The sequence below is a fragment of the Rhizobium mulingense genome, from assembly GCF_029194105.1.
Taxonomy (GTDB): Bacteria; Pseudomonadota; Alphaproteobacteria; order Rhizobiales; family Rhizobiaceae; genus Rhizobium; species Rhizobium mulingense.
In genome coordinates this window covers 143,284-166,306 of the sequence record NZ_JARFVE010000012.1, presented here as the reverse complement: position 1 = coordinate 166,306, position 23,023 = coordinate 143,284, and the positions used below count along the sequence as shown (strand labels likewise).

General features: G+C 63.6%; 24 protein-coding genes. 4 read left to right on the top strand and 20 right to left on the bottom strand.

Annotated elements, in window-relative coordinates; all coding sequences use genetic code 11:
- Positions 1–398: 398 nt before the first annotated feature.
- Positions 399–803, top strand: a complete 405-nt coding sequence (locus tag PYR71_RS24400) for a helix-turn-helix domain-containing protein (protein WP_004668301.1) — start codon at positions 399–401, stop codon at positions 801–803.
- Positions 804–844: 41 nt separating this feature from the next.
- Here the strand turns inward: PYR71_RS24400 and PYR71_RS24395 are convergent, their stop codons facing one another.
- From PYR71_RS24395 to PYR71_RS24335, 13 genes are all read right to left on the bottom strand, one after another.
- Entirely contained in the window at positions 845–1,111 is a 267-nt protein-coding gene (locus tag PYR71_RS24395) for a hypothetical protein (protein ID WP_004668299.1), read from the bottom strand.
- Between the two features lie 64 nt (positions 1,112–1,175).
- Entirely contained in the window at positions 1,176–1,919 is a 744-nt protein-coding gene (locus PYR71_RS24390) for a TfuA-like protein (RefSeq protein WP_183916551.1), read from the bottom strand.
- The gene (locus PYR71_RS24385) at positions 1,916–3,181 is read right to left on the bottom strand and encodes a YcaO-like family protein (protein ID WP_275621172.1); all 1,266 of its coding nucleotides are present in this window, start codon (positions 3,179–3,181) and stop codon (positions 1,916–1,918) included. Before PYR71_RS24385 ends, PYR71_RS24390 begins: the two co-directional genes overlap by 4 nt.
- Positions 3,182–3,194: 13 nt before the next feature.
- A complete protein-coding gene (locus PYR71_RS24380) occupies positions 3,195–3,338 on the bottom strand; it encodes a hypothetical protein (protein WP_183916547.1) in 144 nt (47 codons plus the stop codon).
- Positions 3,339–3,443: 105 nt separating this feature from the next.
- Positions 3,444–5,396: a BTAD domain-containing putative transcriptional regulator gene (locus PYR71_RS24375; RefSeq protein ID WP_275621171.1), complete on the bottom strand. Its 1,953-nt coding sequence runs from the start codon at positions 5,394–5,396 to the stop codon at positions 3,444–3,446.
- Between the two features lie 266 nt (positions 5,397–5,662).
- Positions 5,663–6,583 (bottom strand): carboxylating nicotinate-nucleotide diphosphorylase, encoded by a 921-nt coding sequence (gene nadC, locus PYR71_RS24370; RefSeq protein ID WP_275621170.1) that lies wholly within the window; start codon positions 6,581–6,583, stop codon positions 5,663–5,665.
- Positions 6,561–8,102, bottom strand: a complete 1,542-nt coding sequence (locus tag PYR71_RS24365) for an L-aspartate oxidase (RefSeq protein WP_275621169.1) — start codon at positions 8,100–8,102, stop codon at positions 6,561–6,563. The genes nadC and PYR71_RS24365 overlap by 23 nt, the downstream gene beginning before the upstream one ends.
- Positions 8,099–9,070 (bottom strand): quinolinate synthase NadA, encoded by a 972-nt coding sequence (nadA, locus tag PYR71_RS24360; RefSeq protein ID WP_275621168.1) that lies wholly within the window; start codon positions 9,068–9,070, stop codon positions 8,099–8,101. The genes PYR71_RS24365 and nadA overlap by 4 nt, the downstream gene beginning before the upstream one ends.
- Positions 9,071–9,139: 69 nt before the next feature.
- A complete protein-coding gene (locus PYR71_RS24355; RefSeq protein ID WP_275621167.1) occupies positions 9,140–10,087 on the bottom strand; it encodes an NUDIX hydrolase in 948 nt (315 codons plus the stop codon).
- Between the two features lie 69 nt (positions 10,088–10,156).
- Complete coding sequence (locus PYR71_RS24350; RefSeq protein WP_275621166.1) at positions 10,157–10,972, bottom strand: 3-methyl-2-oxobutanoate hydroxymethyltransferase; 816 nt, start codon at positions 10,970–10,972, stop codon at positions 10,157–10,159.
- A 25-nt stretch (positions 10,973–10,997) separates the two neighbouring features.
- On the bottom strand, positions 10,998–12,224 hold the full coding sequence (locus PYR71_RS24345; protein WP_275621165.1) for an NAD(P)/FAD-dependent oxidoreductase: 1,227 nt from the start codon (positions 12,222–12,224) through the stop codon (positions 10,998–11,000).
- 11 nt (positions 12,225–12,235) lie between these two features.
- Positions 12,236–12,550, bottom strand: coding sequence for a MocE family 2Fe-2S type ferredoxin (locus PYR71_RS24340; RefSeq protein ID WP_275621164.1), 315 nt, complete (start codon positions 12,548–12,550; stop codon positions 12,236–12,238).
- Between the two features lie 22 nt (positions 12,551–12,572).
- Positions 12,573–13,661, bottom strand: a complete 1,089-nt coding sequence (locus PYR71_RS24335) for a fatty acid desaturase family protein (RefSeq protein ID WP_275621163.1) — start codon at positions 13,659–13,661, stop codon at positions 12,573–12,575.
- A gap of 131 nt (positions 13,662–13,792) precedes the next feature.
- On the opposite strand from PYR71_RS24335, the gene PYR71_RS24330 reads away from it, so the two are divergent.
- Both PYR71_RS24330 and PYR71_RS24325 read left to right on the top strand, forming a co-directional pair.
- The gene (locus PYR71_RS24330; RefSeq protein ID WP_275621162.1) at positions 13,793–14,815 is read left to right on the top strand and encodes a LacI family DNA-binding transcriptional regulator; all 1,023 of its coding nucleotides are present in this window, start codon (positions 13,793–13,795) and stop codon (positions 14,813–14,815) included.
- A 160-nt stretch (positions 14,816–14,975) separates the two neighbouring features.
- Positions 14,976–15,788, top strand: a complete 813-nt coding sequence (locus PYR71_RS24325; RefSeq protein ID WP_275621161.1) for a TIM barrel protein — start codon at positions 14,976–14,978, stop codon at positions 15,786–15,788.
- 86 nt (positions 15,789–15,874) lie between these two features.
- On the opposite strand, the gene cobM is transcribed toward PYR71_RS24325, so the two are convergent.
- On the bottom strand, positions 15,875–16,633 hold the full coding sequence (gene cobM, locus PYR71_RS24320) for a precorrin-4 C(11)-methyltransferase (protein ID WP_275621160.1): 759 nt from the start codon (positions 16,631–16,633) through the stop codon (positions 15,875–15,877).
- A gap of 4 nt (positions 16,634–16,637) precedes the next feature.
- Complete coding sequence (gene cbiE / locus PYR71_RS24315) at positions 16,638–17,870, bottom strand: precorrin-6y C5,15-methyltransferase (decarboxylating) subunit CbiE (RefSeq protein ID WP_275621159.1); 1,233 nt, start codon at positions 17,868–17,870, stop codon at positions 16,638–16,640.
- On the opposite strand from cbiE, the gene PYR71_RS24310 reads away from it, so the two are divergent.
- The gene (locus PYR71_RS24310) at positions 17,869–18,639 is read left to right on the top strand and encodes a cobalt-precorrin-6A reductase (RefSeq protein ID WP_275621158.1); all 771 of its coding nucleotides are present in this window, start codon (positions 17,869–17,871) and stop codon (positions 18,637–18,639) included. The two genes, cbiE and PYR71_RS24310, sit on opposite strands and share 2 nt — an antisense overlap.
- On the opposite strand, the gene PYR71_RS24305 is transcribed toward PYR71_RS24310, so the two are convergent.
- The 5 genes from PYR71_RS24305 to cobF form a co-directional block, all read right to left on the bottom strand.
- Entirely contained in the window at positions 18,603–19,367 is a 765-nt protein-coding gene (locus PYR71_RS24305) for a precorrin-3B C(17)-methyltransferase (RefSeq protein WP_275621157.1), read from the bottom strand. The genes PYR71_RS24310 and PYR71_RS24305 overlap by 37 nt on opposite strands.
- Positions 19,364–20,095 carry a precorrin-2 C(20)-methyltransferase gene (locus PYR71_RS24300; RefSeq protein WP_275621156.1) on the bottom strand — a complete coding sequence of 244 codons (732 nt, stop codon included), beginning with the start codon at positions 20,093–20,095 and terminating at the stop codon, positions 19,364–19,366. Before PYR71_RS24300 ends, PYR71_RS24305 begins: the two co-directional genes overlap by 4 nt.
- Positions 20,092–20,724, bottom strand: coding sequence for a precorrin-8X methylmutase (locus PYR71_RS24295; RefSeq protein ID WP_275621155.1), 633 nt, complete (start codon positions 20,722–20,724; stop codon positions 20,092–20,094). The genes PYR71_RS24300 and PYR71_RS24295 overlap by 4 nt, the downstream gene beginning before the upstream one ends.
- A gap of 2 nt (positions 20,725–20,726) precedes the next feature.
- Positions 20,727–22,100, bottom strand: a complete 1,374-nt coding sequence (gene cobG / locus PYR71_RS24290; protein WP_275621154.1) for a precorrin-3B synthase — start codon at positions 22,098–22,100, stop codon at positions 20,727–20,729.
- A gap of 71 nt (positions 22,101–22,171) precedes the next feature.
- A complete protein-coding gene (gene cobF, locus PYR71_RS24285) occupies positions 22,172–22,936 on the bottom strand; it encodes a precorrin-6A synthase (deacetylating) (RefSeq protein ID WP_275621153.1) in 765 nt (254 codons plus the stop codon).
- Positions 22,937–23,023: the final 87 nt, after the last annotated feature.

Sequence of the window (23,023 nt, the reverse complement as noted above, 5' to 3'; positions counted from 1 at the left end):
ACGACAAGGGCACAGGCTCGATCGAAACTTTGCGCTTGCGACGGCATAACTGCCAAATCGCAATCGACTTAAGGCTAATTAATTCAAAATATTGCAGCCTCTTTTGCGCAGCTTCTCAGGCGCGGGGCGTGGTAATCCCGGATCATGCCGGCGGTTGGCATCAAGGGTAGGCTGCCCTCTTTCCCGTAGCGACGCCACGTCCCAAAATCAGGTGACGTGTCGTCCAAAAGTACTACTTTGGCATGCTTTTTGCTCCTGCTAATATGAAGCGTGGTGATGTTTCGGTTTGGGACGACTTACAGCGGGGCAATTGCTAGCTTTATGTAACTCAGGTAAAAGTTGTCAGACACGGATATGGCGAATAACCTCATCTCCGTGTCCTCAGGAGGGAAAACAAAATGAAAGAAGAACCGCACGCAGTGGATGTTCATGTCGGGAAGACCATCCGCATACAGCGTCTGCTGCGGAAAGTTTCGCAGACGGAATTGGGCGATCGCGTCGGCGTGACATTCCAGCAGATCCAAAAATACGAAAAAGGCTCCAACCGCGTTTCCGCCAGCATGCTGGTCGAAATCGCCGGTGCGCTGAAGGTCGACGTCAGGACGTTCTTCGACGACCTGTCCACTCCTGATACGGCCAACGACAACCCCGCTCCCAGCGAGGAATTCGTTATTTCGCGCGAGGGCGTCCTTCTCAACGCCGCGTTCTTCTCGATCAAGAACGAAGCGCTTCGCAAGAAGATCCTGAAGCTCGTCCAGGCAATCGCCCACACCGAACAGATGGACGGTGAAGCGGCCGAATAGGCCGGATCTTCTTCACGCGTTCCGAACGGACTGCATGAAGGTCAATGGCGATCGATCAGGATCAGATTCTCGCTGGCGTCCTTCATTGCGATCTTGGCCTTGCTGCCGAGCAGTTTCTCGAGGTTGACGTCTAGCTCCCTGTCCGGATCTATGCCGTCCCAATCGATGACGACCTGCAGCAGCGCCATGTTCGTCAGGTGCATCAGATTACGCAGCTGAAGCTTTTCAGCCTCCTCCTTGGCCGCCGACAGCAGCCGGAAGATCCTTGCGTATTCACTGCCTGTACCTTCGTTATGTTGTTCAAACATTGTCCGCCCCTTTGGCCGTGGAGGCCTCAGATTCCATCACCACTGCATCTTTTCGCCATGACCGTTATACAAGCGTTACAGGCGTCACATTACGCGTGACTTCGGCGTGCAAAAGCTCCCAGTGAGAGGTCGCGGCAAAGTGCCAGTCACGGTTGATGGGCACGAATTCGTCGCGGCGCAGCCATTCCAGCACCAGCCGCGCGTCGTCCCGCTTGCGTTCGACCCGGTTCTTGCGCAGGGCGGCGAGCAGATGGTCGCGGCGCGGCTTGCGGAAATGGCACTCGTCCACCACCCTCGCATAGGTGCGCTCGGAGAAATGCAGGAAGCGGCCGGAGAGCAGCAGTTTCTTGCGCTCGCCCGACGAAATCTCTCCGCCGACATGAAGCGCGTTGATCGTCGGTTCGAAATCGACCCAAGGCACCGAAAGCGGCAGCCAGCCGAGCGCCTGCGGCGCATGCACCAGCGCTACTGCCTCATCGTCGAGCAGCCGCCCGGACAGGTAATCTTCAAAGATCGAGCCGAGCCCGACCATGCCGAAAGGAGCGCATTCGGCGGCCCGCAATGCGCCCATGCTGGCGCCGCCGGCAACGGCGACATCCTGTTCGAGCGCGTAGAGAATCTCCTTGTGCCAGACCGACGGCAGATCGCCGAAATAGCCGTCGACGAGGCCGATCGCGGTGGCCCCATCCTCCACCGCTTTGAGAATGTCGCCGCAGACGGCAGGCGGCCGGAAATCGATGCAGGGAGACATGTTTCTTGCTGCGGCAAGACCGCCACCAAGGCTCGGACCGACGAACAGAACCTTCATGATTGGGCTCCCCTCATGGTGTTGACGGCGCGCAGGCCGAGTTGGATGTACTGACCTGAAATATCGACCTCCAGGCCCGGCACGATTACCCTGACGACGGAGACCGGCAGAGCCTGATAATGCGGAAACGGCACGACGACGATCTGCTCGATGCCGGTTGCCGTCAGCCGGTCGGCAATATGGCCGATGGTCTCCTGGATGGTTGCGGGACGGCGATGGCGGGGCTGGAAGGAGCGCATTCGGCTATCGCCGTCCCAGAGTTCGACCACCTGCTGCATCGCCGCACTCTTGTCGAGCCGCTGATAGATGCGCGGCGAGAAATCGTCGCGGCTGCCGGCGATCGCCGTCAGCCGGCTCTGCGCCGCCTCGGTGATGGCACGCAGCGCGGCACGCACTGGGTCGGGGTGGCAACCGCAGCCGCCGCAGAGATGGGCCCAGCGCGCATCGACGCGGTCGGACAGATTGCCCGGCATGATGACGCCTAAAAAGGCCGGGATACCGATATCCGTGGTCATGTCGAGCAGCAGCAGACGCATGCCGGCGCGCGAAATCCGGTCGGTCATGACATCGATAACCGCATCGCCGAAGGAGGCGGGATCGATGCGGCTCTCCTTGAGGCGCTGCGGCGATTTCAGCTGGGTCAGGGCCCAGGCGTCGCGCTCCACCAGCTCGCAAAGCCCATGCAGGACCGCTTCGGACGGCGTGTTGCCGGAGGCCAGCCCGTCGCTCGACTGCTCAAAGCCCGACGGCCGCTCGCCGCGATGGTCGAGGCCGACGAGCCACCAGGGGACAACGACGCTGCTGCCGGAGAGGATGTCGAGGCCCGAGCACCAGGGGATAGGGCCGCCGCCGATGTCATCGGGCGCGCAACGCGCAACATTGTCGAGATCGATCATGGCGGCGCCTTCCGCCCGCATGCTCTCGACGGTCGCCTGTGTCAGGTCGGCTGGCGCAATTTCCGCGATCCGAGTCTCGATCGCCTCCATGGCGGCTGATGCCATAGCGGCATCATTGTCGATACCTTTGCCCTGGAAGACCGAAAGCGTATGGCTGTTCGGTCTCGTCGCGAAGGCGACGGGGATGTTCAGCACATCGAGGGCGGTCAACAGGCCGACGCGCGTGATGCCGAATTCGCGCAGATGCGGCCTGATGGCGGCCAATGTCTGCGCGGGCGTGACCGCTCGGTCATGATAGTCGCTGATGCCGGCCGATGATCGTTCGAGGTCACCGGCTAGCGCTTCAAGGTCGGCGAAGGCGGACATACCGATCTTGTTCCTATCGGAACCTCAGCGCATGCGTCAGACTCTCAAGCGCGTTGGCGGAAACATTCAGCTGGTCCTGCTTCAGGGCTGCTTTGGCGGCTGTGGAAAAGCGCAGGGACTGTGTCTGACCTGCGTTGGTTTCAGCGTTCGTCTGCATGTTCATCTCCTATTGGCTGGACAGCGCGTTGCTGCCGTTAACCATCGGAGAGAAACATTGTCCGCGTCATTTAAGCGTTACAGGCTTCGTTAAAAGGCCGTGCAATTAAGGAAGACCGGCTAATTGTAGGCCTTTTATCAACGGTTCCGTAAAGGCGGGATCGCGATCGGGGACGAAATGACGAATATCTTCGCTGCGGAAATCGGGGAAGTTTTCCAGCACCACGCGTGCGTAGTTTCCCGCCTTACCCCTATCGCCTGCCATGGCATGGGAGGCGGCGAGCAGGCGAGCGGTCGCCTGTTTGGCCTTTACCGGCTCCAGCGCTTTGATTGCCTTTTCGTATTCTTCGCGCATGAAGTGGATGCCGCCGAGGTTCCAGTAATAGTAGTCCGGCGGCAGCGGGTTGAGCCTGAATGCGGCGCGGCTGAGCTCCAGTGAGCGATCGAAATCGCCGTCATGGGAAAGGGCATCGGCATAATCGGCGAGGATGTCGGCATCGTTGGGATTGAGATCCTGAGCCTGCTGGAAATATTCTAGGCTTTCGTCGAAACGGCGGCGGTACAGCGCCACGAAGCCGAGTTCGCGGTAGGCCCGGCCGCTGTTCGGGTCGGATTGCTGGGCGAGCCGCGCGGCCCCATTCGCCTCGTCGAGCAGATCAGTGTCCTGCATGCCGCGGATCAGCCATTCCATGCCCAGCGCGCGCGACACGCCGGCATGAGCGGCCGAGAAATTCTCGTAGCGATTGAGCGATGATTTGAACCATTTGCGCGCCTGACGCAGATGCTGCAGGTCGGTCTGGGCGATCAGCCGCTTGCCTTCCAGATAGAGACGGTAGGCGGATGGCGGCGCATCGCCGATCGGCATCACCAGTTCGTGGCGCTCGATCGTGTCGGCGAGCGATGAAACAATCCGCCGTGTTAGATGCGCGAAGGATTCGCTGATCTTCTGCATGACCAGCGGCAGTTCCAGCGCCCAGATCACCTCCGACGTCGTCGTTCGCGTCAGCCGGCAGGTCGCATAAACATCCTCGTCGCGGCCCTGGATGGTGACGTAGACCGCATAGTCGAAGCTGAGGTCGAGGGGGCCGGGGACGGCGCGCGCCGGATCGACCGAGCGGCTGAGGATCTCGAGGCTCGTATGGGCTGCGATCACCTTGAAGCCGCGCTGCTGGCTGAGGCCGATGGTGACGTCTTCGAGAAGGGCCCGGCCGACGCGCTCCATCAGCGGATCGGTAAAAATACTTTCAGGCGGCAGGATGATGATCCGCGGCTGGCCGAGCGGGTCGGCGAAGCCGCCGAGCGCGGAAGACGGGCGCTCGCCCGCGGCCTGTGCTGCCGGGACCAGGCCGAGTTCGCGTGCAAGCGCGCTGGTGCTTTCCTCCGGCTCGGTATCGAAGTCGTCCTTCAGCTGGCTCTTGCACTTCAGATAGGCCTGACGGGCCGCGGCCGGATCGTTCATCCTGACATAGAGGCGCATCAGGGCGCGATAGGCCGTCTCGCTGGCGGGGTCGAGTTCCAGCAGACGCCGGGCAAAGGCGACCTGCTCTTCCTCCGATCTGTCTTCGCCAGCTTCGACCAGCCGGGTGAGATGGGCGGCGCGCAATTCGTCAATACGCTGGCGTTCGAAGGTCAGCCAGTCCTCGGCCCCCTGCGTCGGCGATTTGGCGCCTTCGAGCAGTTCGCCACTCAGGATGTCGCCGTCTTCAGCGGCGAGCGGCCCTTTCTGCTTCAGCAAATGAACGTCGACTTCCCAGCCATCGGCAAGCCCGATATGGGTTCGGGTCGTCGCCAGTAGCGGCGGAAGGCCGGCGGGAATGCTCTGCTCGATGCGCGCCAGGAGTTGGCGCAGGCTGCCTGCGCGCTTTTCCGGCAATTCCGATTGCCAGAGCTGGCGTCTGACGGTTTCGCGGTCGAGCTCGAGATCGGCTTCGGCGGCGAGCATGGCGAGGAGAAAATAAGACTTCTCCGGCAAGGGGAGTTCCCTCCCCGCTGCCAGCAGTCGCGGCCTCCCGAGCAGGCAAAGCCTGTTCGTCGACATCTGTCCGGATGTCCGTTGCATCCCGCTTCTCACCCCTGAAAGCCAGGCGCGCATGCGCACCCGCCGGTCAACCGTATGTTAGAGCTATACGATGTTAGAGCTATATGCGGTCCGCGCATAGCGGCTTTGCTATGGAAAAGCGGATTTTTCGTCGAATATCTGCATTTTTTCGCGTTGGCCGACAGGAAATGCTTGCCAACACTTTCCAGGCGATACGAATTGCCTTCCATTATTTCAGCCGGGCGAGGCTCGATGGCCGGCAATTTCAGCAGGCAGAGTTGAGGATCTCACAGCATCTGCGCAACCCGTTTCGGGCTTGTTTCCGTCGCGGCCGCCTCGATGAAATCGAGGCCGATATCCAGCACCGGCGCACTGTGCGTCAGCCAGCCGACGGAAATAAAGTCGACACCGGCGGCTGCGATTGCGGCGGCTGTTGCCGGCGTCACCCGGCCGGATGCCTCGGTGATCGCCCGACCGGCGACGATGGCGACGGCCTCGCGCAGCTGATCCGGCGTCATATTGTCGAGCAGGACGGCATCGACGCCTGTTTCCATCGCTTCATGCAGCTGATCGAGCCTGTCCACTTCGACCTCGACCTTCACGAGATGGCCGACGTCGGCCCGGGCCCGGCGGATCGCCTCGGCAACGCCGCCGGCGATCGCCACGTGATTGTCCTTGATCAGCACCGCGTCATAAAGGGCGAAACGGTGGTTCATGCCGCCGCCGGCCCGCACCGCATATTTCTCCAGCGCCCTCAGCCCCGGCGTCGTCTTGCGCGTGCAGGCAACAGAAGCTTTGCTGCCGCTGATGGCGGCGGCAATCTCGGCCGTCACGGTGGCGATGCCGGAGAGATGGCCGAGGAAATTCAGCGCGGTTCGCTCGGCGGTGAGCAGGCCGCGCGACGGACCTTCTATGGTGGCGATTACGTCGCCTGGTTTGACCGCGTCGCCATCCTCGACATGGCGTCGCAGGACGATCTCGGGATCGACGAGCGTGAAAGCGAGTTCGGCCGCGTCGAGACCGGCGATCACGCCCGGCTGACGGGCGGCCATCACCACTGTCGAGCGGTGATCCTTGGGGATGACAGATGCCGAAGTGATGTCGCCGGCGAGGCCGAGATCTTCGAGCAGGGCCGCCCGCACCAGCGGCTCGACGATCAGGCGCGGAAGGGGAACGAGGCTCATCTCAGGCACTCCTGGCAAGGGCATAGGGCGGTGTTGCGCGGGCGATCTCCAACGCCTGGGAAAGGCGCATCCGGCGACGCTGCGCATCGGCGAGCTTCAGCGGAAAATCAGTGCGGGCATGGGCGCCGCGCGATTCCATCCGCAGGCCGGCGAAGACGGCGATCAACAGCGCAACGATGGCCGGATCGGCGGCAGGGCCGTCACTTTCGGCAAGCGGCAGCAGAGCGGCGGTCGCGTCCTGCACGGCATCCCGATTGCGCAGCACGCCGAGATGGCGCGAGACGATCGGCCGGACAAGCGATGCGTCGGGCGAAACCGGCAGCCTTTCGGATTGGAAAGGACTGCCGGTGCGTGCCGCCATGTCCGCTATGTCGCGCGCCGCCCGCATGCCCATCACCGCCGCTTCCAGCAGTGAATTGCTGGCCAGCCGGTTTGCGCCGTGCAGGCCGGTCGAGGCTGCTTCCCCGGCAACCCAGAGGCCGGGAACCGAGCTGCGGCCGTTGGCATCGGTCGCGACCCCGCCCATGTGGTAGTGAACGGCCGGGCGCACCGGAATGAGGTCTTTCGCCGGGTCGATTCCGGCTTCGCCGCAAAGGGCTGCGATAACAGGGAAGCGTGCGGCGAACCGGCTGCCGAGCGCGTCGCGAGCGTCGAGGAAGACCCTGCCGCCGCGGGCGATCTCGGCGCTGATGGCGCGCGCCACCACATCGCGCGGCGCAAGCTCGGCGCCGGGGATGCGGGCCATGAACCGTTCGCCGCGTTCGTTGACGAGGAGGGCCCCCTCGCCGCGCACCGCCTCGCTGACCAGCGCTAGGGGCCTGCGGCGTGAATCGAGCGCCGTCGGATGGAACTGGACGAATTCCATGTCGGCGAGATCGGCACCTGCCCGTGCCGCGAGCGCGATCCCCTGGCCGAAATTGCCGAGCGGATTGGTGGTCGCATCATAAAGACCGCCGATGCCGCCGGTGGCGAGCACCACCTTTCCGGTCGGCAGGATGGCGGCTCCACCCGCGGTCGCGCAGAGCAGGCCGGCGACCTCGTCGCCGTCCATCAGAATCCGCCGCGCTTCGAAGCCTTCGAGCACGGATATGGTGGGCGTCTGCGCCACGGCCCGCACCAGGGCGGCGATGATTGCCGCACCCGATCCGTCGCCTTCGGCATGGACGATGCGGCGGCGTTTATGGGCCGCCTCCAGTCCGAGCGAGAACTCTCCCGCCGCATTGCGGTCGAAGCGCACGCCGGCCTGTTCCAGCGCTGCAATTGCCGACGGCGCCCCGGCAATGATGCCGGCCGCGACGGGCCGATCGCAGAGCCCGTCGCCGGCCGCAAGCGTATCGGCCAGGTGCAGCGCCGCGCTGTCGTCGGCGCCGATGGCGGCGGCGATGCCGCCTTGCGCCCAGGCGCTCGAGGTCTGCGTGCCGAGGGCAGCGCGGGTAACGATGACGGAGGGTTCCGGCGCCAGCGTCAGCGCGGTCATCAGCCCAGCCAGGCCGCTGCCGACAATGACGGTGCGCCCGGCAAGATGATCGAGACGTTCGCTCATATCGCCAGCATCCTTTCGACGGCGCGCCGCGCCGCTGCGGCGATTGCCGGATCGACCGTCACTTCATGGCGGTTTTCCTCAAGCGCCGCGCGGATATTGGCGAGCGTGATCCGCTTCATATGCGGGCAGAGATTGCAGGGACGAATGAACTCGACGTCGGGATGGTGCACGGCGACGTTGTCGCTCATCGAGCATTCTGTCAGCAGCACCACGCGCGCCGGCTTCTGCCTGCCGACATATTCCGACATGACAGCGGTTGACCCGGCGAAATCGGCCTCCGCCACCACGTCGGGCGGGCATTCCGGATGGGCGAGAACCGTCACGCCGGGATGATTTTCACGCAGCTGGCGGACATCGTCAGCGGTGAAGAGTTCGTGCACTTCGCAATGTCCATGCCAGGCGATGATCTCGACGTCGGTCTCGCGGGCGACGTTGCGGGCGAGATATTCGTCGGGGATCATCAGCACCTTCGGCACGCCGAGCGACTCCACCACCTGTTTGGCATTGCCCGAAGTGCAGCAGATGTCGGAGGCGGCCTTCACCGCGGCCGAGGTATTGACATAGGTGATGACGGGGACGCCGGGATGGGCCTGGCGCAGCAGCGCGATATCCTCAGGCGTGATCGAATCTGCCAGTGAACAGCCAGCGCCGAGATCGGGGATCAGTACCGTTTTTTCAGGATTGAGAAGCTTGGCGGTCTCGGCCATGAAATGCACGCCGGCCAGCACAATGACATCGGCATCGACCTCGACCGCCTTGCGGGCGAGCGCCAGGCTGTCGCCGACGATGTCCGCCACACCGTGAAAGATCTCGGGTGTCTGGTAGTTGTGGGCGAGAATGACGGCATTGCGGCGGCGCTTGAGAGCGAGGATAGCGTTGACGTCGTCCTCGAACGACATCCATTCGGCTTTGGGAATGACGCGGCTGACGCGGTTGTAGAGCGATGATGCGGAAACTGGGTGATTCATGACCGGCTCCTAATTATGCTCCATTTGAGCATATCATGGACAATGACATATTCTCGCTGTGAGCATATGTCAATTGCGGGAGAGCGGTAATTTCGTTCCTGCGAGCGCCCGTTCTTCGAGCACCGTGTGGCGGAAGCGGAAGAGCTTGGCCGGCCGGCCGCCGGTTTCGCTTTCCGTTCGGCCGGTTTCCTCGACCAATTCCTGCTGTTCGATGAGGCGGCGGAAATTCTGCTTGTGCAGCGTCAGCCCCGCCAGGGCCTCGATCGTGCGCTGCAGCTGCAGAAGCGTAAAACTGTCCGGCATCAGTTCGAAGACGACGGGGCGGTATTTGATTTTGGCGCGCAGCCTGGCGATCCCGGTCGCCAGAATGCGGCGGTGATCGGAAAACATCGCTCGCCCAAGATTGGCTTCCACCCCGCATCCGGCTTCGGCCACAAGTCCGGCTTCATACAGCAGTTCGTAGCGCTGCAAGGCCAGATCCTCGTTCCAGCCGCCGCCGTCGAGGCCGAAGGTGAAGTCGGCGCGCCGATGGCGAAGGTCGCGCCGGGCCGGATCGGCATCCGCCCAGGTTTTGAGGCGTGCCACGATCTCGTCCAGCACGGCCGGCCGGCCCTGCCGATGGTCTTCCCAGGGAAAATAGGCGTACCAGCCGTGCCATCCCGGCCGGCCGGCGCCCGCCTGCTCGTTGACGAGGCCGAGATAGCTGATCGAGATCGTCCGCCCGCCCAGAATCTCGTTGTTCCGGTCTCTGTCGGCGAAGGTATAGAGTTGCTCGAGATAGCCGACCGGATGCTCCGTCTGCTCCTGCACCCATTCGCGCAGGCCCGATTGCAGGGTTCGATGGCCCATCTCGAACGGACCCGACGGCAGCGCGTTGCCGGACCGGATGGTCATGACGCGCGGCTCGTCCCCCGTCACCGCGACGAGCACTGCAATCAGTTCCGCATGCGCAAAGCCGATCGTCACAGGGGACCGAATACTCCGTTCCGAATGATTCGAACGAATCATTCCTGCCATAGGCGGTGACGGAAGCCAATCGAACTTTCCCCTTCTCTCGCCACGAGAAGTGTAGCCGTCGGGTGAGCGTCAGCGTTTGCCCGTCTCGCCAGCCAGTCGGTCGAGGAAAATCTTCAGTTCGGCCTCGTCGATACCGACGCAATGACGCTTTTCCGGATAGGCGCCGGTCCTGACGTCCTCGGCGAATTCGGTGAAGGCGGCGATGCGTTCGCGTTGCAGCCGGTCATGTTCGGCGGCGAAGTTGCGGTAGACCTTGGCATGGCGCGGATAATGGTCGCGATTGGCGCCGAGCACGTCGTCGGCGAAGAGATATTGGGCGTCGCAGCCGCTGCCTGCCCCCATCGAGATCATCAGCATCGAGGTGTTGCTGCTGATGACGGCCGCGACATCCCCCGGCACGACTTCGATTTCGGCGGCGAAGGCGCCGGCCTCTTCCAGCGCCTTGGTCTGTCGCCAGATCTCGGCCGCGCTCGCCGCCGTCTTGCCGACGGCGCGGAAGCCGCCCGTCCAGGTGGCTTTCGATGGGATCAGCCCAAGATGGCCGCAGACCGGGATGCCCTCGTCGCGCAGGCGCCGGATCGTCTGCAGGCTCGCAGCGCAATAGACGGCATCGCCGCCGACCTTCAGCGCCGCGAAAGCGGCGCGCAGATAGTCTTCGGCCGAGACATGATCGCCATATTCGAGGCCCGGAATCGCAAAGGGCGTGGGGGCGATTTCGCGAAAGACCGGACCGAGCAGCGACGGTGGTACCGAGACGATGTCGATCCCGGCCCTTTCGGCGGCTTCGGCCTCCTCGAGCGAGGTGACCCGCAGCATGGTGAGCTGGCGCTTGCCCTTTTCCGCGAGCAGGTCGGCAACGGTTGCACGCTTATGTTTTTTCATCATCAATTCCTTTGAAAATATCGGGGGCTCAGGCGGCCAGAAGGGATTTCAGCTTGACGTTGCTTGATGTCAGCGCAGCCGGGTCTGGCTGGGCGCCAGCCGCGATCAACATTTCAGCAAGTCTGATGTCGCGCGCCACGGCATTGCCCGGTCCGATGCCGCTTGCGGCGATCAACCGTCCATCGGCGCCGAGGTGGAAGAGAATGAAGGCGTCTGGCCCGAGGTCGCGGCGCAGATGCAGGACCGCCCCTTCGGCGAGGCCTGCTATCTGCAGCGTCATGTCGTATTGGTCAGACCAGAACCACGGCACGGATGAAACGGCTTCGTCGCGGCCGAGCATGTTGGCTGCGGCCAGTGTGCCCTGCTCCTGGGCATTGCGCCAGGATTCAAGCCTTACCCGCCGGCCGCCATAGATTGGCAGCGGAAAGGAGCAGCAGTCGCCGGCGGCAAAGACATCAGGCGCCGAGGTCCGGAGATAGGTGTCGACGGCAATGCCGTTTTCGATCGTAAGCCCCGCCCTTTCAGCGATCTCGACATTCGGCCGCGCGCCGATGCCGACGAGGGCGAGGTCGGCCTCTACCACCTCGCCCGTCGATAGTTTGACGACGGCCTTCCCGCTTTCCTCGGTCAATCTCTCGATCGAGACGCCGCAGCGGATATCGACACCTTCGGCGCGGTGGCGTTCGGTGAGCAGATGGGCGATCTCCTCGGGCACGCCGCGTTTCAGCACTCGCTCCAGCCCCTCGATAACCGTGGCGTCGGCGCCAAGCAGGCGCGCCGTCGCGGCAAGTTCCAGCCCAATGAAGCCGCCGCCGATAATGGCGATATGCCGCCCTGGCTTCATTGAGTCGCGCAGCGCGGCAGCATCATCATGGGTGCGAAGCGAACGAATATGCGGATTGCCTTCCGGGGCGCCCGGGAGCGATCGCGCGGCCGCGCCCGTCGCCAGCAGAAGCTTGTCGTAGGAGAGCGTGGTGCCATCCGAAAGCATGACGGTCCGGGAGGCAGGATCGAAATCCCTGGCTTCAAGACCGGTTAGCAGCCGGATGCCGCTTTCGACGTATTTTTCCGCAGCGGCGATGAATTTCGGATCGCCGGCATCGGCGGCAGCGGTCTTGGAAAGCGGCGGTCGTTCATAAGGGTGAATGGGTTCGGCGCCAACAAGCGTTAGCTCGCCGGCAAAACCTTTTTCTCGCAGAGCGAAGGCGGCGCGGGCACCGCATTCGCCCGCACCGAGGATGACGATATGAGCCACATCAGCCTCCCTCACACCGCGATGAAGACGGTGTCGCCTTCGACCTTGACCCGATAGGTCCTGAGATTGACGCAGACCGGCGCACCCTTGGCTTCGCCCGTCTTGTAGTTGAAGCGGCCGTTATGTTTCGGACATTCGATGATCTCATCCATCACCAAGCCGTCGGCGAGATGGATATGTTCATGCGTGCAGAGCCCGTCGGTCGCGAAGAACTCGTCGTCGGGGCTGCGGTAGACCGCAAAGGTGCGCCCGCCATGATCGAAGCGGATGACATCCTCTTCGTCGATCTCGTCCTTGCCGCAGACTTCGATCCAGTTTCCGCTCATCTTTAACCTCCGTCGATTGTCATTATTGCGCCGCCGGGGCGAGTTCGCTGTGGAATTCCTCGCGGTAGGGCCGCGCGGTGGCCGGCAGTTCCCGCTTCAGGAAATAATCCTCGTTGCGCAGCTGCCGCAGGAAAGCCGGAATCATCTCACGGTAGCCCGACCAGATCGATCGGTTCGGCGCCGGCAGGTCGTGCTTGATCATCGCGTGCAGCTTCGGCAGGGCGTGGTAGGGCACCATCGGGAACATGTGATGTTCGACGTGGTAATTCATGTTCCAGTAGATGAAACGGCTGATGGGGTTCATATAGACGGTGCGGCTGTTCAGTCGGTGATCGATGACGTTGTCGGCAAGCCCGCCATGCTGCAGGAGCCCGGTCAGCACATGATGCCAGGCGCCGTAGAGACGCGGCAGGCCGATCAGCATCAGCGGCAAGATCGTGCCCGTGGCGACTGCAACGGCGACGGTCGCAAGATAGATCGCCAGCCAGATGCGGGCGATGCGGATCGCTTTGGGCTGTTCCATTTCGGGAATGAAGGTTTTCTCGGCCGCGCTGATGACACCGAAGGCGTTGCGCAGCATGTCGATCATCGCATGCCAGACGTCGAGGATGCCGAAGAAATTGAGAATCAGCCGGAGGAGGTCCGGTGGCCGCATCACAGCGATTTCCGGATCGCGGCCGACGATGACGGTATCGGTGTGATGGCGCGCATGGCTCCAGCGCCAGGTCACCGGATTGCGCATGATCATGAAGCAGGCGATCTGGTAGACGACGTCGTTCATCCAGCGAGTCTTGAAAGCGGTGCCGTGACCGCATTCGTGCCAGCGGCTGTCGGAGGCCGAGCCGTAGAGCACGCCATAGGCGAGGAAGAAGGGCACGGCGATCCACGAACCCCAGAAATAGATGCCGAGCCCGGCAAGAACGGCCATGCTGCCGAGCCAGATGACCGTGTCACGGATCGCCGGCGCATCCGAGCGCTGCATCAGCGCCTTCATCTCCTTGCGCGGAATATCGGTGTGGTACCATTGCGCTGCCGCCAGCCCCGTCTCGACGGCGGTGCGGCCGCTTTCGCCGAGCAGGTCGTAGTCGCGTTTCTTTGCCTGGGTCGCCATTATCTGCCTCCCGTTGCCCTTGCCGATCAGAATAGGTTGACTTTGGCGGGCCCTCAATGCAGGCTTGATACAATCTATCAAAAGCCATCATAAGTAGCTTGCATTCGTGATCGAATCTATCAGGAACGTTCATGCGCCGTCCCACCATCTCCGATCTCGCCCGCGCCTCGGGCGTCAGTGTTGCCACCGTCGACCGGGTTCTCAACGGCCGCCACCGCGTGCGGGAGGAAACGGCGCGGCGGGTTTATGACGCGGCCCAGGCGATCGGCTACCATGCCGTCGGCCTCATCCGGCAGCGTGTCTTCGAGGATCTGCCGCAATACAGGCTGGCCTTCCTGCTGCAGAAGCCGATGCAGCCCTTCTATCAGGCCTTCGCTCGCGAAATCGAGGCAGCGGCGCGCAACGTGACCACCGCCCGCCTGCAGATCCAGATCGATTATCCCTCAGCGGCCACCCCAGCCGCCATCATCGAGAAGATCAAAGGCTTTGCCGCCCGGAACCAGGCGGTTGCCGTCGTCGGGCCGGACTATCCCGCGGTGACGACGGCGGTCGAGGAGTTGAAGGAGCGGGGCATCCCGGTGTTCTCGGTGCTCTCCGATCTCGCCACGGGCGTGCGCGACGCCTATGTCGGCGTCAACAACCGCAAGGTCGGGCGAACCGCTGCTTGGACGATCGCCCGCACGGCGCACAAACCCGGCAAGGTTGCCTGTTTCGTCGGCAGTCACCGCTTTCACGGCCATGAACTCAGGGAGATTGGCTTCCGTTCCTATTTTCGCGAGAATGCGCCGGAATTCGACGTCGTCGACACGCTGATCAATCTCGAAACCGCAGAAATCACCCACGAGGCGACGCTGACGCTTCTGCAGAAGCATTCCGACCTCGTCGGCCTCTATGTCTGCGGCGGCGGCATGGAGGGGGCGATCTCGGCATTCCGTGAAGAGGGTGTCGGCGGCCGGATCGCGCTGGTGGTCAACGAACTGACACCGGACAGCAAGGCCGGTCTCGCCGACGATATCGTCACGATGGTGATCGCAACCCCCCTGCCCGCCCTTTGCAAGGAGCTAGTGTCACTGATGCTCGGCGCCATCGGCGAGGCCGCCATTCCTGGCCAGTCCTTCCTGCCATTCGACATCTACATTTCAGAAAACATCTGAGGAGTGATGGAATTCCATCATCGCCCTCGAAATTCTTTCAGCAATGAAAGCGGGAGCAGGCGATGGCGGATGGATTGCCGCACGAATTCCGATAGAGATTCGCACGCCCATTCACAGGATTGCTCCGCCGGGATGCGGAGACGAGGAGGATATATCCGTCATGACTTCCATCCGCTTTGCCCTCAACCATATGGCCGCGCCGTCGCTTGCCATCGATGATTTCTTCGCGCTGGCAAAGTCGCTCGGCATCGGAGAGGTCGAGATCCGCAACGACCTTTCCGGCAACGCCATTCTCGACGGCACCAAACCCGAGGCGATCAAGCAAGCCGCCGAGAGCCACGGGCTGACGATCATCTCGATCAATGCGCTGCAGCGCTTCAACGAATGGAATGCAGTCCCGGCTGCCGAAGCGCAGGAACTGATCGACTATGCCAGCGCCTGCGGCGCCAAGGCGCTCGTCCTCGTTCCGAAGAACGACGGCACCGGCTGCGCCGATGGCGAAAGGCAGGCCAATCTGCGCCAGTCCCTGACGGCGTTGAAGCCGATGCTCGATAAAGCCGGCATTATCGGCCTCGTCGAGCCGCTCGGTTTCGAGATCTGCTCGCTGCGCTCGAAGACCGAGGCGGTCGAAGCGATCAAGGAACTCGGCGCGCAATCGACCTTCAAGCTCGTTCACGACACATTCCACCATCACCTTGCCGGCGAAGCCGTGACCTTCCCGGAGCTTGCCGGGCTCGTGCACATTTCCGGCGTCAGTGACCCCGCTGTTTCCGTGGCCGATATGCGCGATTCCCACCGGGTCCTCGTCGACGGCGACGACCGGCTCGACAATGCCGGGCAGATCAAGGCGCTGCTGCAGGCGGGCTACAAGGGTCCGTTCTCCTTCGAGCCCTTCGCAGCCGAAGTTCATGCCGTCAAGGACCCTGCTGCAGCGCTACGGGCCAGCATGGATTATCTCACTGCACGAGTTTGAGACTGCAAAGACCTGCGGCGCTGTCATGAAGCGTCGCCACGATTGTCGATGCGGTCGGCCGCGGGCGAGCGGCCAACCGCATCACCCTATTCGCGGCCCCTGAACCGGCGCTGATAGGCGGGGTCGTAGAGCGAGCTCTCGCGAAAATCCTCTGCCGCAAGCGATGGGCCGACGAAGATGATCGCCGTGCGTTCGATCGGCTCGGCCGCAACCTTTGCCTCGATATCGCGGAGTATTCCCCGCAGCACGCGCTCGTCCGGCCAGGAGGCCTTGACCACGATCGCGACCGGGCAGTCGGCGCCGTAGAGCGGCGTCAATTCCGCCACCACCTGCTTCAGCGCATGGATTGCCAGATGGATCGCCAGCGTGGCGCCGGTGGCGCCGAATTTCGCCAGCGTCTCGTCATTCGGCATCGGCGAGGCGCGGCCGGAAACGCGGGTGAGCACCAGGCTCTGGGCCACGGCCGGGATCGTCAGTTCGCGGCCGAGCACGGAGGCAGCGGCGGCAAAGGCCGGAACACCCGGCGTCATCGTATAGGCGATGCCGTGTTTTTGTAGCCGGCGCACCTGCTCGGCCACCGCACTCCACACCGAGAGATCGCCGGAATGCAGCCTTGCGACATCCTGCCCGGCAGTCGCGGCGGCGAGATATTCCGCCTCAATCTCGTCGAGTGACATCGGCGCGGTATCGACGATACGCGCGCCCGGCGGGCAATATTGCAGCAGGTCTGGAGAGACGATCGAACCGGCATAGAGACAGACCGGGCACCGGGCGATGAGATCGCGGCCACGCACCGTGATCAGATCCGCAGCCCCTGGCCCCGCGCCGATGAAATGCACCGTCATTCCGTCATCCTTTCGTCCAGCGCCACTGCGTCACCGGCATGGCCGGCCGCCAGCCGCTCATGCCGCCTAAGGCGCCGGCGCGCGCTATTTCGATGCGCGTGAGCGAGCCGCCGCGCTTTGCATGTTCGCAGAGCAGCACGGCTTCCATCTCCAGCGTCACGGCATTGGCGACGAGCCGCCCTCCCCGCTTCAGCGCCGCAATCGCGGCATCGATGACGCCAGCCTCGCTGCCGCCGCCGCCGAGGAAGATCGCATCCGGTTCCGGCAGGCCCACAAGCGCGCCGGGTGCTGCGCCTTCGACGACGGCGAGATGTGGCACGCCGAAGGCGGATGCGTTGCGGGCGATCCGCGCCGCCCGCTCCGGCGATTGCTCGATGGCAATCGTCTTCAGCGACTGACCGGCAAGCATCCATTCGATGCCGATCGATCCCGAACCCGCGCCGATATCCCAAAGCAGTTGACCGTGCCGCGGCGCGAGCGCCGACAGCGTCATTGCCCGGATTTCGCGTTTGGTGATTTGTCCGTCATGCTCGAACAGTTCGTCCTCGAGCCCGGCGACGAAAGGCAGAATGCGCGCGCCCTCCCCTGCCGTGACAATGAGGGCGCAGACATTGAGGGGATCGATGTCCGCAAGATCGAAATCCGCCGCGATCGCGCTTCTGCGCCGTTCCCGCGAGCCGCCCAGCGCCTCGAGAACGGTAAGCTGTGACTGACCGAAACCATCGGCGGTAAGCAGGTTTGCCAGCGCGCGAGGCCCGTTCTCGTCCGACGTCAGCACGATGATCCGCCGCCCAGGGTGCAGATGCGGCCGGATCAGGTCGATCGGCCGACCATGCAGCGAAATCGTCGCGATGTCCTGCAGCGACCAGCCAAGCCGCGAGGCGGCAAGGCTGAAGGCCGACGGCGCCGGTATGGTGCGCATCTCTTCCACCGCCAAATGGCGGGAGAGCGTTGCGCCGACGCCATGGAGAAACGGATCGCCGGAGGCGAGCACGACGACCGGCGTGCCGCGCCTTGCAAGGATGGCCTCGATCGAGCGCGCGAATGGGCTCTGCCAGGAAAACCTCTCACCTGATATCAGCTGCGCCGCAAGCGCATGATGCCGTGCGCCGCCAAAGACGGCCGGTGCGCTGGCGATCAGCCTTTTCGCCTCCTCGCCCAGCCCTTCTGGACCATCTTCCCCGATACCGATAATAGTCAGCCAGGGCTGATTGCCGGGAGGAGAGAGATCAGACATGGGACGGCCTCGCATTCTGATCCTCGGCGGCACGAGCGAGGCGCGCCTGCTGGCCGAAGCGCTCGCCGCGCGTGACGATTGCGATATTCTTCTGTCGCTGGCCGGTCGTACCGAAAAACCGGCTGCGCAGCCGGTTCCGGTTCGCATCGGTGGTTTCGGCGGCGCTGCGGCGCTGGCCGATTTCCTGAACGGGGGCGGATATGATCTGCTGATCGACGCCACGCATCCCTTCGCCGAGCGCATCTCCGCCAATGCCGCTCATGCTGCCGAGGCCACCGGCATAACCGCGATCGCTCTGCGTCGTCCTGAATGGCAGCGCCTGCCGGGCGACAATTGGCGGGACGTGCGGAGCATTCCGGCAGCCATTGAGGCGCTTGGCCCCTCCCCCCGCCATGTTTTCCTGGCAACGGGCCGGCAGGGTGCGCATTATGCCGAAGCGGCAGCGCAGCATCGCTATCTCGTTCGCAGCGTCGACCCCGTCGAGCCGCCGCTTGCGCTCGTGAATGTCGATTATATCCTCGATCGTGGTCCGTTCACGCTGGAAGGCGAATTGGCTCTGCTGAGACAGCACCATATCGATGTCATCATTGCCAAGAACAGCGGCGGCGGCGCCACCTATGCGAAGATCGAGGCAGCCCGCCTGCTCGGCATCGAGGTGATGATGGTCACGCGTGCGCAAGCGTCCATGGTCAAGACGGTCGAAACTGTCGAGGCGGCGCTGGCGGCGGTCGGTCACCTCTTCCCCTCCGCCATGAAACGCGGGGTGTAGACGAGATCCGGCTTGCCGGGCCGCGTGACGATCCGCGTTTCGGCCGAGCCGATGATGATGCAGGTCGCCATATCGGCCATCGAGGCATCAGCCTGGGACAGCGGCTGTACGGCGATACGTTCGTCCGGCCGCCCGGCCGCGCGCCCGAAAATAACCGGTGTCGTTGCCGGCAGATGCTCGCGCAACAGCTTGAAGGCCTCGCCGAGCTGCCAGGGCCGCGCCCGGCTGATCGGATTATAAAGGGCGATGACCAAGCCGGCCCTTGCCGCCAATTCGAGGCGGTTTTCTATTATACTCCAAGGTTTTAAATTGTCGGACAGCGAGATGGCGCAGAAATCGTGGCCGAGCGGTGCCCCGGCTCTTGCCGCCACCGCCAGCATCGCCGTGATGCCGGGCAGGATAGTGAGATCGACCGCGCGCCAGGCTGCTGGCCCATTCTCGATCGCCTCGCAGACAGCGGCAGCCATGGCGAAGACACCGGGGTCGCCGCCGGAGACGACGCAGACCTTGGCGCCCCCCGCTGCCATCGAAAGGGCCGCCCCTGCCCTGTCGAGCTCTTCGCGATTGTCCGAGGCGTGGCGCAGCTGATCGTGGCGGAGCTGCAGCCGGTCGAGATAGGGTCCATAACCGAAGAAATCCGTCGCCGCATCGACGGCGGCCAACGCTTCCGGCGTCATCTGTTCGGGATTGCCGGGACCGGTGCCGATCACGAAAAGCGCGCCGCTCATCGGCTGCCCTCCCAGCCCGGCACCAAGACGAGCGAAAAATACGGCGCATCGCCATCTGCCCTGTCGGCAAGCTTTGCCATGGCCGCATTCGCCATGGTGCCGCGTTCGACATAGACGGCTTCACCGAGTCGTCCGGCAGTTTCCAGCGCCCGGCGGATTTTCGGCAGATTGCGGCCGACCTTCATGATGACGGCGGCCTGCGTATCGGCCAGGCGGCGCGTCAGCTCGGCCTCGGCCATCGTACCGGGCAGTACGGAAAGCACATCATCTCCCTGGACGATCGGCATGCCGGCCAATGACCAGCAGCCCGACATGGCGCTGATGCCGGGGATCACTTCCGTCGGGTAGCGCTGGGAAAGTCTGACATGCAGGTGCATGTAGGAGCCGTAGAAGAGCGGATCGCCTTCGCTGAGCACGGCGACGGTTTGCCCGGCATCGAGATGTCCGGCGATTGCCTCGGCGGACCGGTCATAGAACAGGGTGATCAGGCTACGGTAACGCTCGTCGTTCTTGTCGATTTCGGTGGTGACGGGATAATAGAGCGGCAGCAGCGTCACGCCGGAGTTCAGCAGCGGCTCGACGATCGCCTTGCCGTTGCCGCCCCTGCCCTCTTTGGCGAAGTAAGCAATGACGTCGGCATCTTTGATGGCTCGGACGGCTTTAAGGGTCAGGAGCTCCGGGTCGCCGGGACCCGTGCCGACGCCGATCAGGCGGCCTTGCCTTGTCATAGGCCCGGCCTCGCCAGCGCATTGATGGCGGCCGCCGTCATGGCGCTGCCGCCGAGCCGGCCGCGCACGATGGCAAAGGGGACGCCATAGGAATTTTCCGCCAGCGCATCCTTCGATTCCGCCGCGCCGACAAAACCAACGGGCATGCCGAGGATGGCAGCGGGTTTCGGGGCGCCATCGCGCAAGAGTTCGAGCAGGTGGAACAGCGCCGTCGGCGCATTGCCGATCGCGACGATGCTTCCGCCGAGCCGGTCGAGCCACAGATGCATGGCGGCCGCCGAGCGCGTGTTGCCGGTCTTAACCGCAAGCTCCGGCGTGGCGGGATCGCGCAACGTGCAGATCACCTCGTTCATCGCCGGTAGCCGTGCCCTGGTAACGCCCTGAGCGACCATTTCCGCGTCGCAGAAGATCGGCGCCCCACCTTTCAGCGCTTCGCGCGCCGCGCTGACGACATCGGCGGAAAAGACAAAATCGTCCGCCGCTTCGACCAGCCCGCAGGCATGGATCATGCGCACGGCGATCTCGGCCTGATCTTCGGTGAAGCGCGAAAGATCGGCCTCGGCGCGGATGATCGCAAAGGAGCGCTCGTAGATCGCGTCGCCGCTGCGGATATAATCGTAGTCTGGCATTCCTATTCCTGTCGCAGCGCCTTCGAAAGGCCGGTTGCGCCAAGCCGTGTAAGGCAGGCGGCGGTCGATTCGCCAGCGCCTCTGTTATCTTCGATGGAGCGGGCGAGCCTCTCTATAGCGAAATCGATCCGTCCGCCAGCGATCCGTTCATCCGGCTGATCCATTGCCAACCCGTTGAGGATGAGATCGTAACCTTCAACCGTCCCGGTCAGGGTCAGCGCTTGGCGCGCATGTGCGCAGCCTTTGGCACAGCCGGAGAGATGCAGCGTCAGCGACCCGTCGAACAGGTCGGGTGCGGCAGCCAGGATGCGGCGGGCCAGCGTTCGTGTCTCGTAGAAGCCGGAGCCGCAGGCGCCGGCGCCGGCGCAGGCGGCGATATGCTCGGCTTTCTTGCCGGGTTGCGCGCTGAAGCCATATTGGGCGGCCGCGGCCTCGATCGCCGGCACTTTCTCTGCAGACAGGCCGAGGAAGAAGAAACCGCGACCCGGCGCCAGCCGGATGGCCGTTGCGCCGGAGGCCTTGGCGAGATCGAGCAGCGCGGTCAGGTCGGACGCTCTCGTCTGCCCGAATTCCGGCCGCACGCCGAGTACGGCTTTGCCATCCGCCAGCCTATGCAGGCCCGGCAGCGGCATCCTTGCCGAGCACGGCTGAGTGGATCGGACAGCGGCCACGGTAGGAAAATGTGTTTGCAGAAGCACCGGATCGATATCCCGTGCCCGACTGCCCTGCCCGAGCATTGCCAGCAGAACCAGGATTTCGCCAACGGCCGAGACGGCCGCCTCCGCAGTGCCGACCGCGACCGGCGTTGCGGTCGCACCATCGCCGTTGATGGCGACAAGCCAACGCGCTTGGGATAGCGCGAGGACACGAATATCGGCGGAAAGCGCCGACAAGCCGAAGGTTCCACCGCCGTCGATGACGATCGACAGTTTCGGCGCAAGCCGCGGCGAGGCGAGCAGTTCCTGAAGCTTGCTGCGCAGGGCCAGTTCCATTGCGGCCGGATCGCTCGCCTCCTCCGGGTCGATGCCATGCAGCGGCGAGATCTCGATCGCCGGCCCGTCAGGCACGGTGATCTCGGCGGCATCGATATCGGAAGCGAGCTGTCCGACCGTCTCGGCCCGCAGCCCGCGGATCTGCAGATTGCCGCGCGCGGTGATCTCGAGAATACCATTTCCATGCGCTGCAGCTGAGTGAGCAAGAGCGGAGAATTGCGAGAGCGTCAACGCGCCGCCGGCCGGCCGCAGCCGCACGAGCAGGCCATCACCCGTCGGCATCGGCGCGGCAAGGGCGGGGCAGGCGCCGCGCGCCCGCCTCTTCGCCGCCGCGCGATCACGGCCGTCCGTTCTGTCGATCGCCTTGGCGGTCTCTATGCCCATTCTTAATCCTCTGTCCGTGTCTTACATGATCGCGGCAGACGCGGCAAAACATGATGGAAACGGTCGGCCGGCTATTCCTCGAAATCCCGTCCCTTGCGCAGGAGATAGATATCCATGATCCAGCCATGCCGTTGCCGGGCCTCGCTCCTGAGTGTCAGGATATCGGCCGCGACATCGCCGAGCCGTCCTGATCGAACGATCTCGTCCTCTGTACCGAGATAGGCGCCCCAGAAAATCTCGGCATCTGGGTCGTCAATCTTGGCAAAAGCCTGTTCGCCGTCGAGCATGACGACCGTCGTCGACACCTGGAGCCCCTCCCGCGCCAGCCGACGTCCGGTGGTAATTTCGATCGGCTTGCCGACGAGATTGATCGGGATTTTATGGCTGGCCGCCAGGGCCTGGATGCTGGTGATGCCGGGAACGACACTGTAATCGAAATCCAGGTCGGCTTGCTGCCGCACCCGTTCGATGATGCGGATCGTGCTGTCGTAGAGACTGGGATCACCCCAGACCAGAAAGGCGCCGCTGCCATCCTCGGACAGGCCGGCGATCAATTCTGCATAGATATGGGCGATCTCGCCATGCCAGGCGTCGACGCTTTGCGCGTAGCTTCTGTCGGCCGTCTGTCGCTGCGGTACTGCGAATTCTGAGATCCGGATCCCCGGCCGTGTGATATATCGCTCGCAGATCTCGCGGCGGACCTCGGCAAGCTCTTCCTTGGCCGCGCCCTTGAGCGGCAGGAAGATCAAGTCGGCGGCGTTCATCGCATTGATTGCCTGTATGGTGACGTGCTCCGGGTTGCCCGTGCCGATGCCGATGATATGGATGTGCTTCACGCCGATACTCCGATGATATCTGCCGGTCTTGCCGAAAAAGCCGGACCACCGCAAGGGCAGGTGGGGAGTTGGCCGCGGCCAACTGGG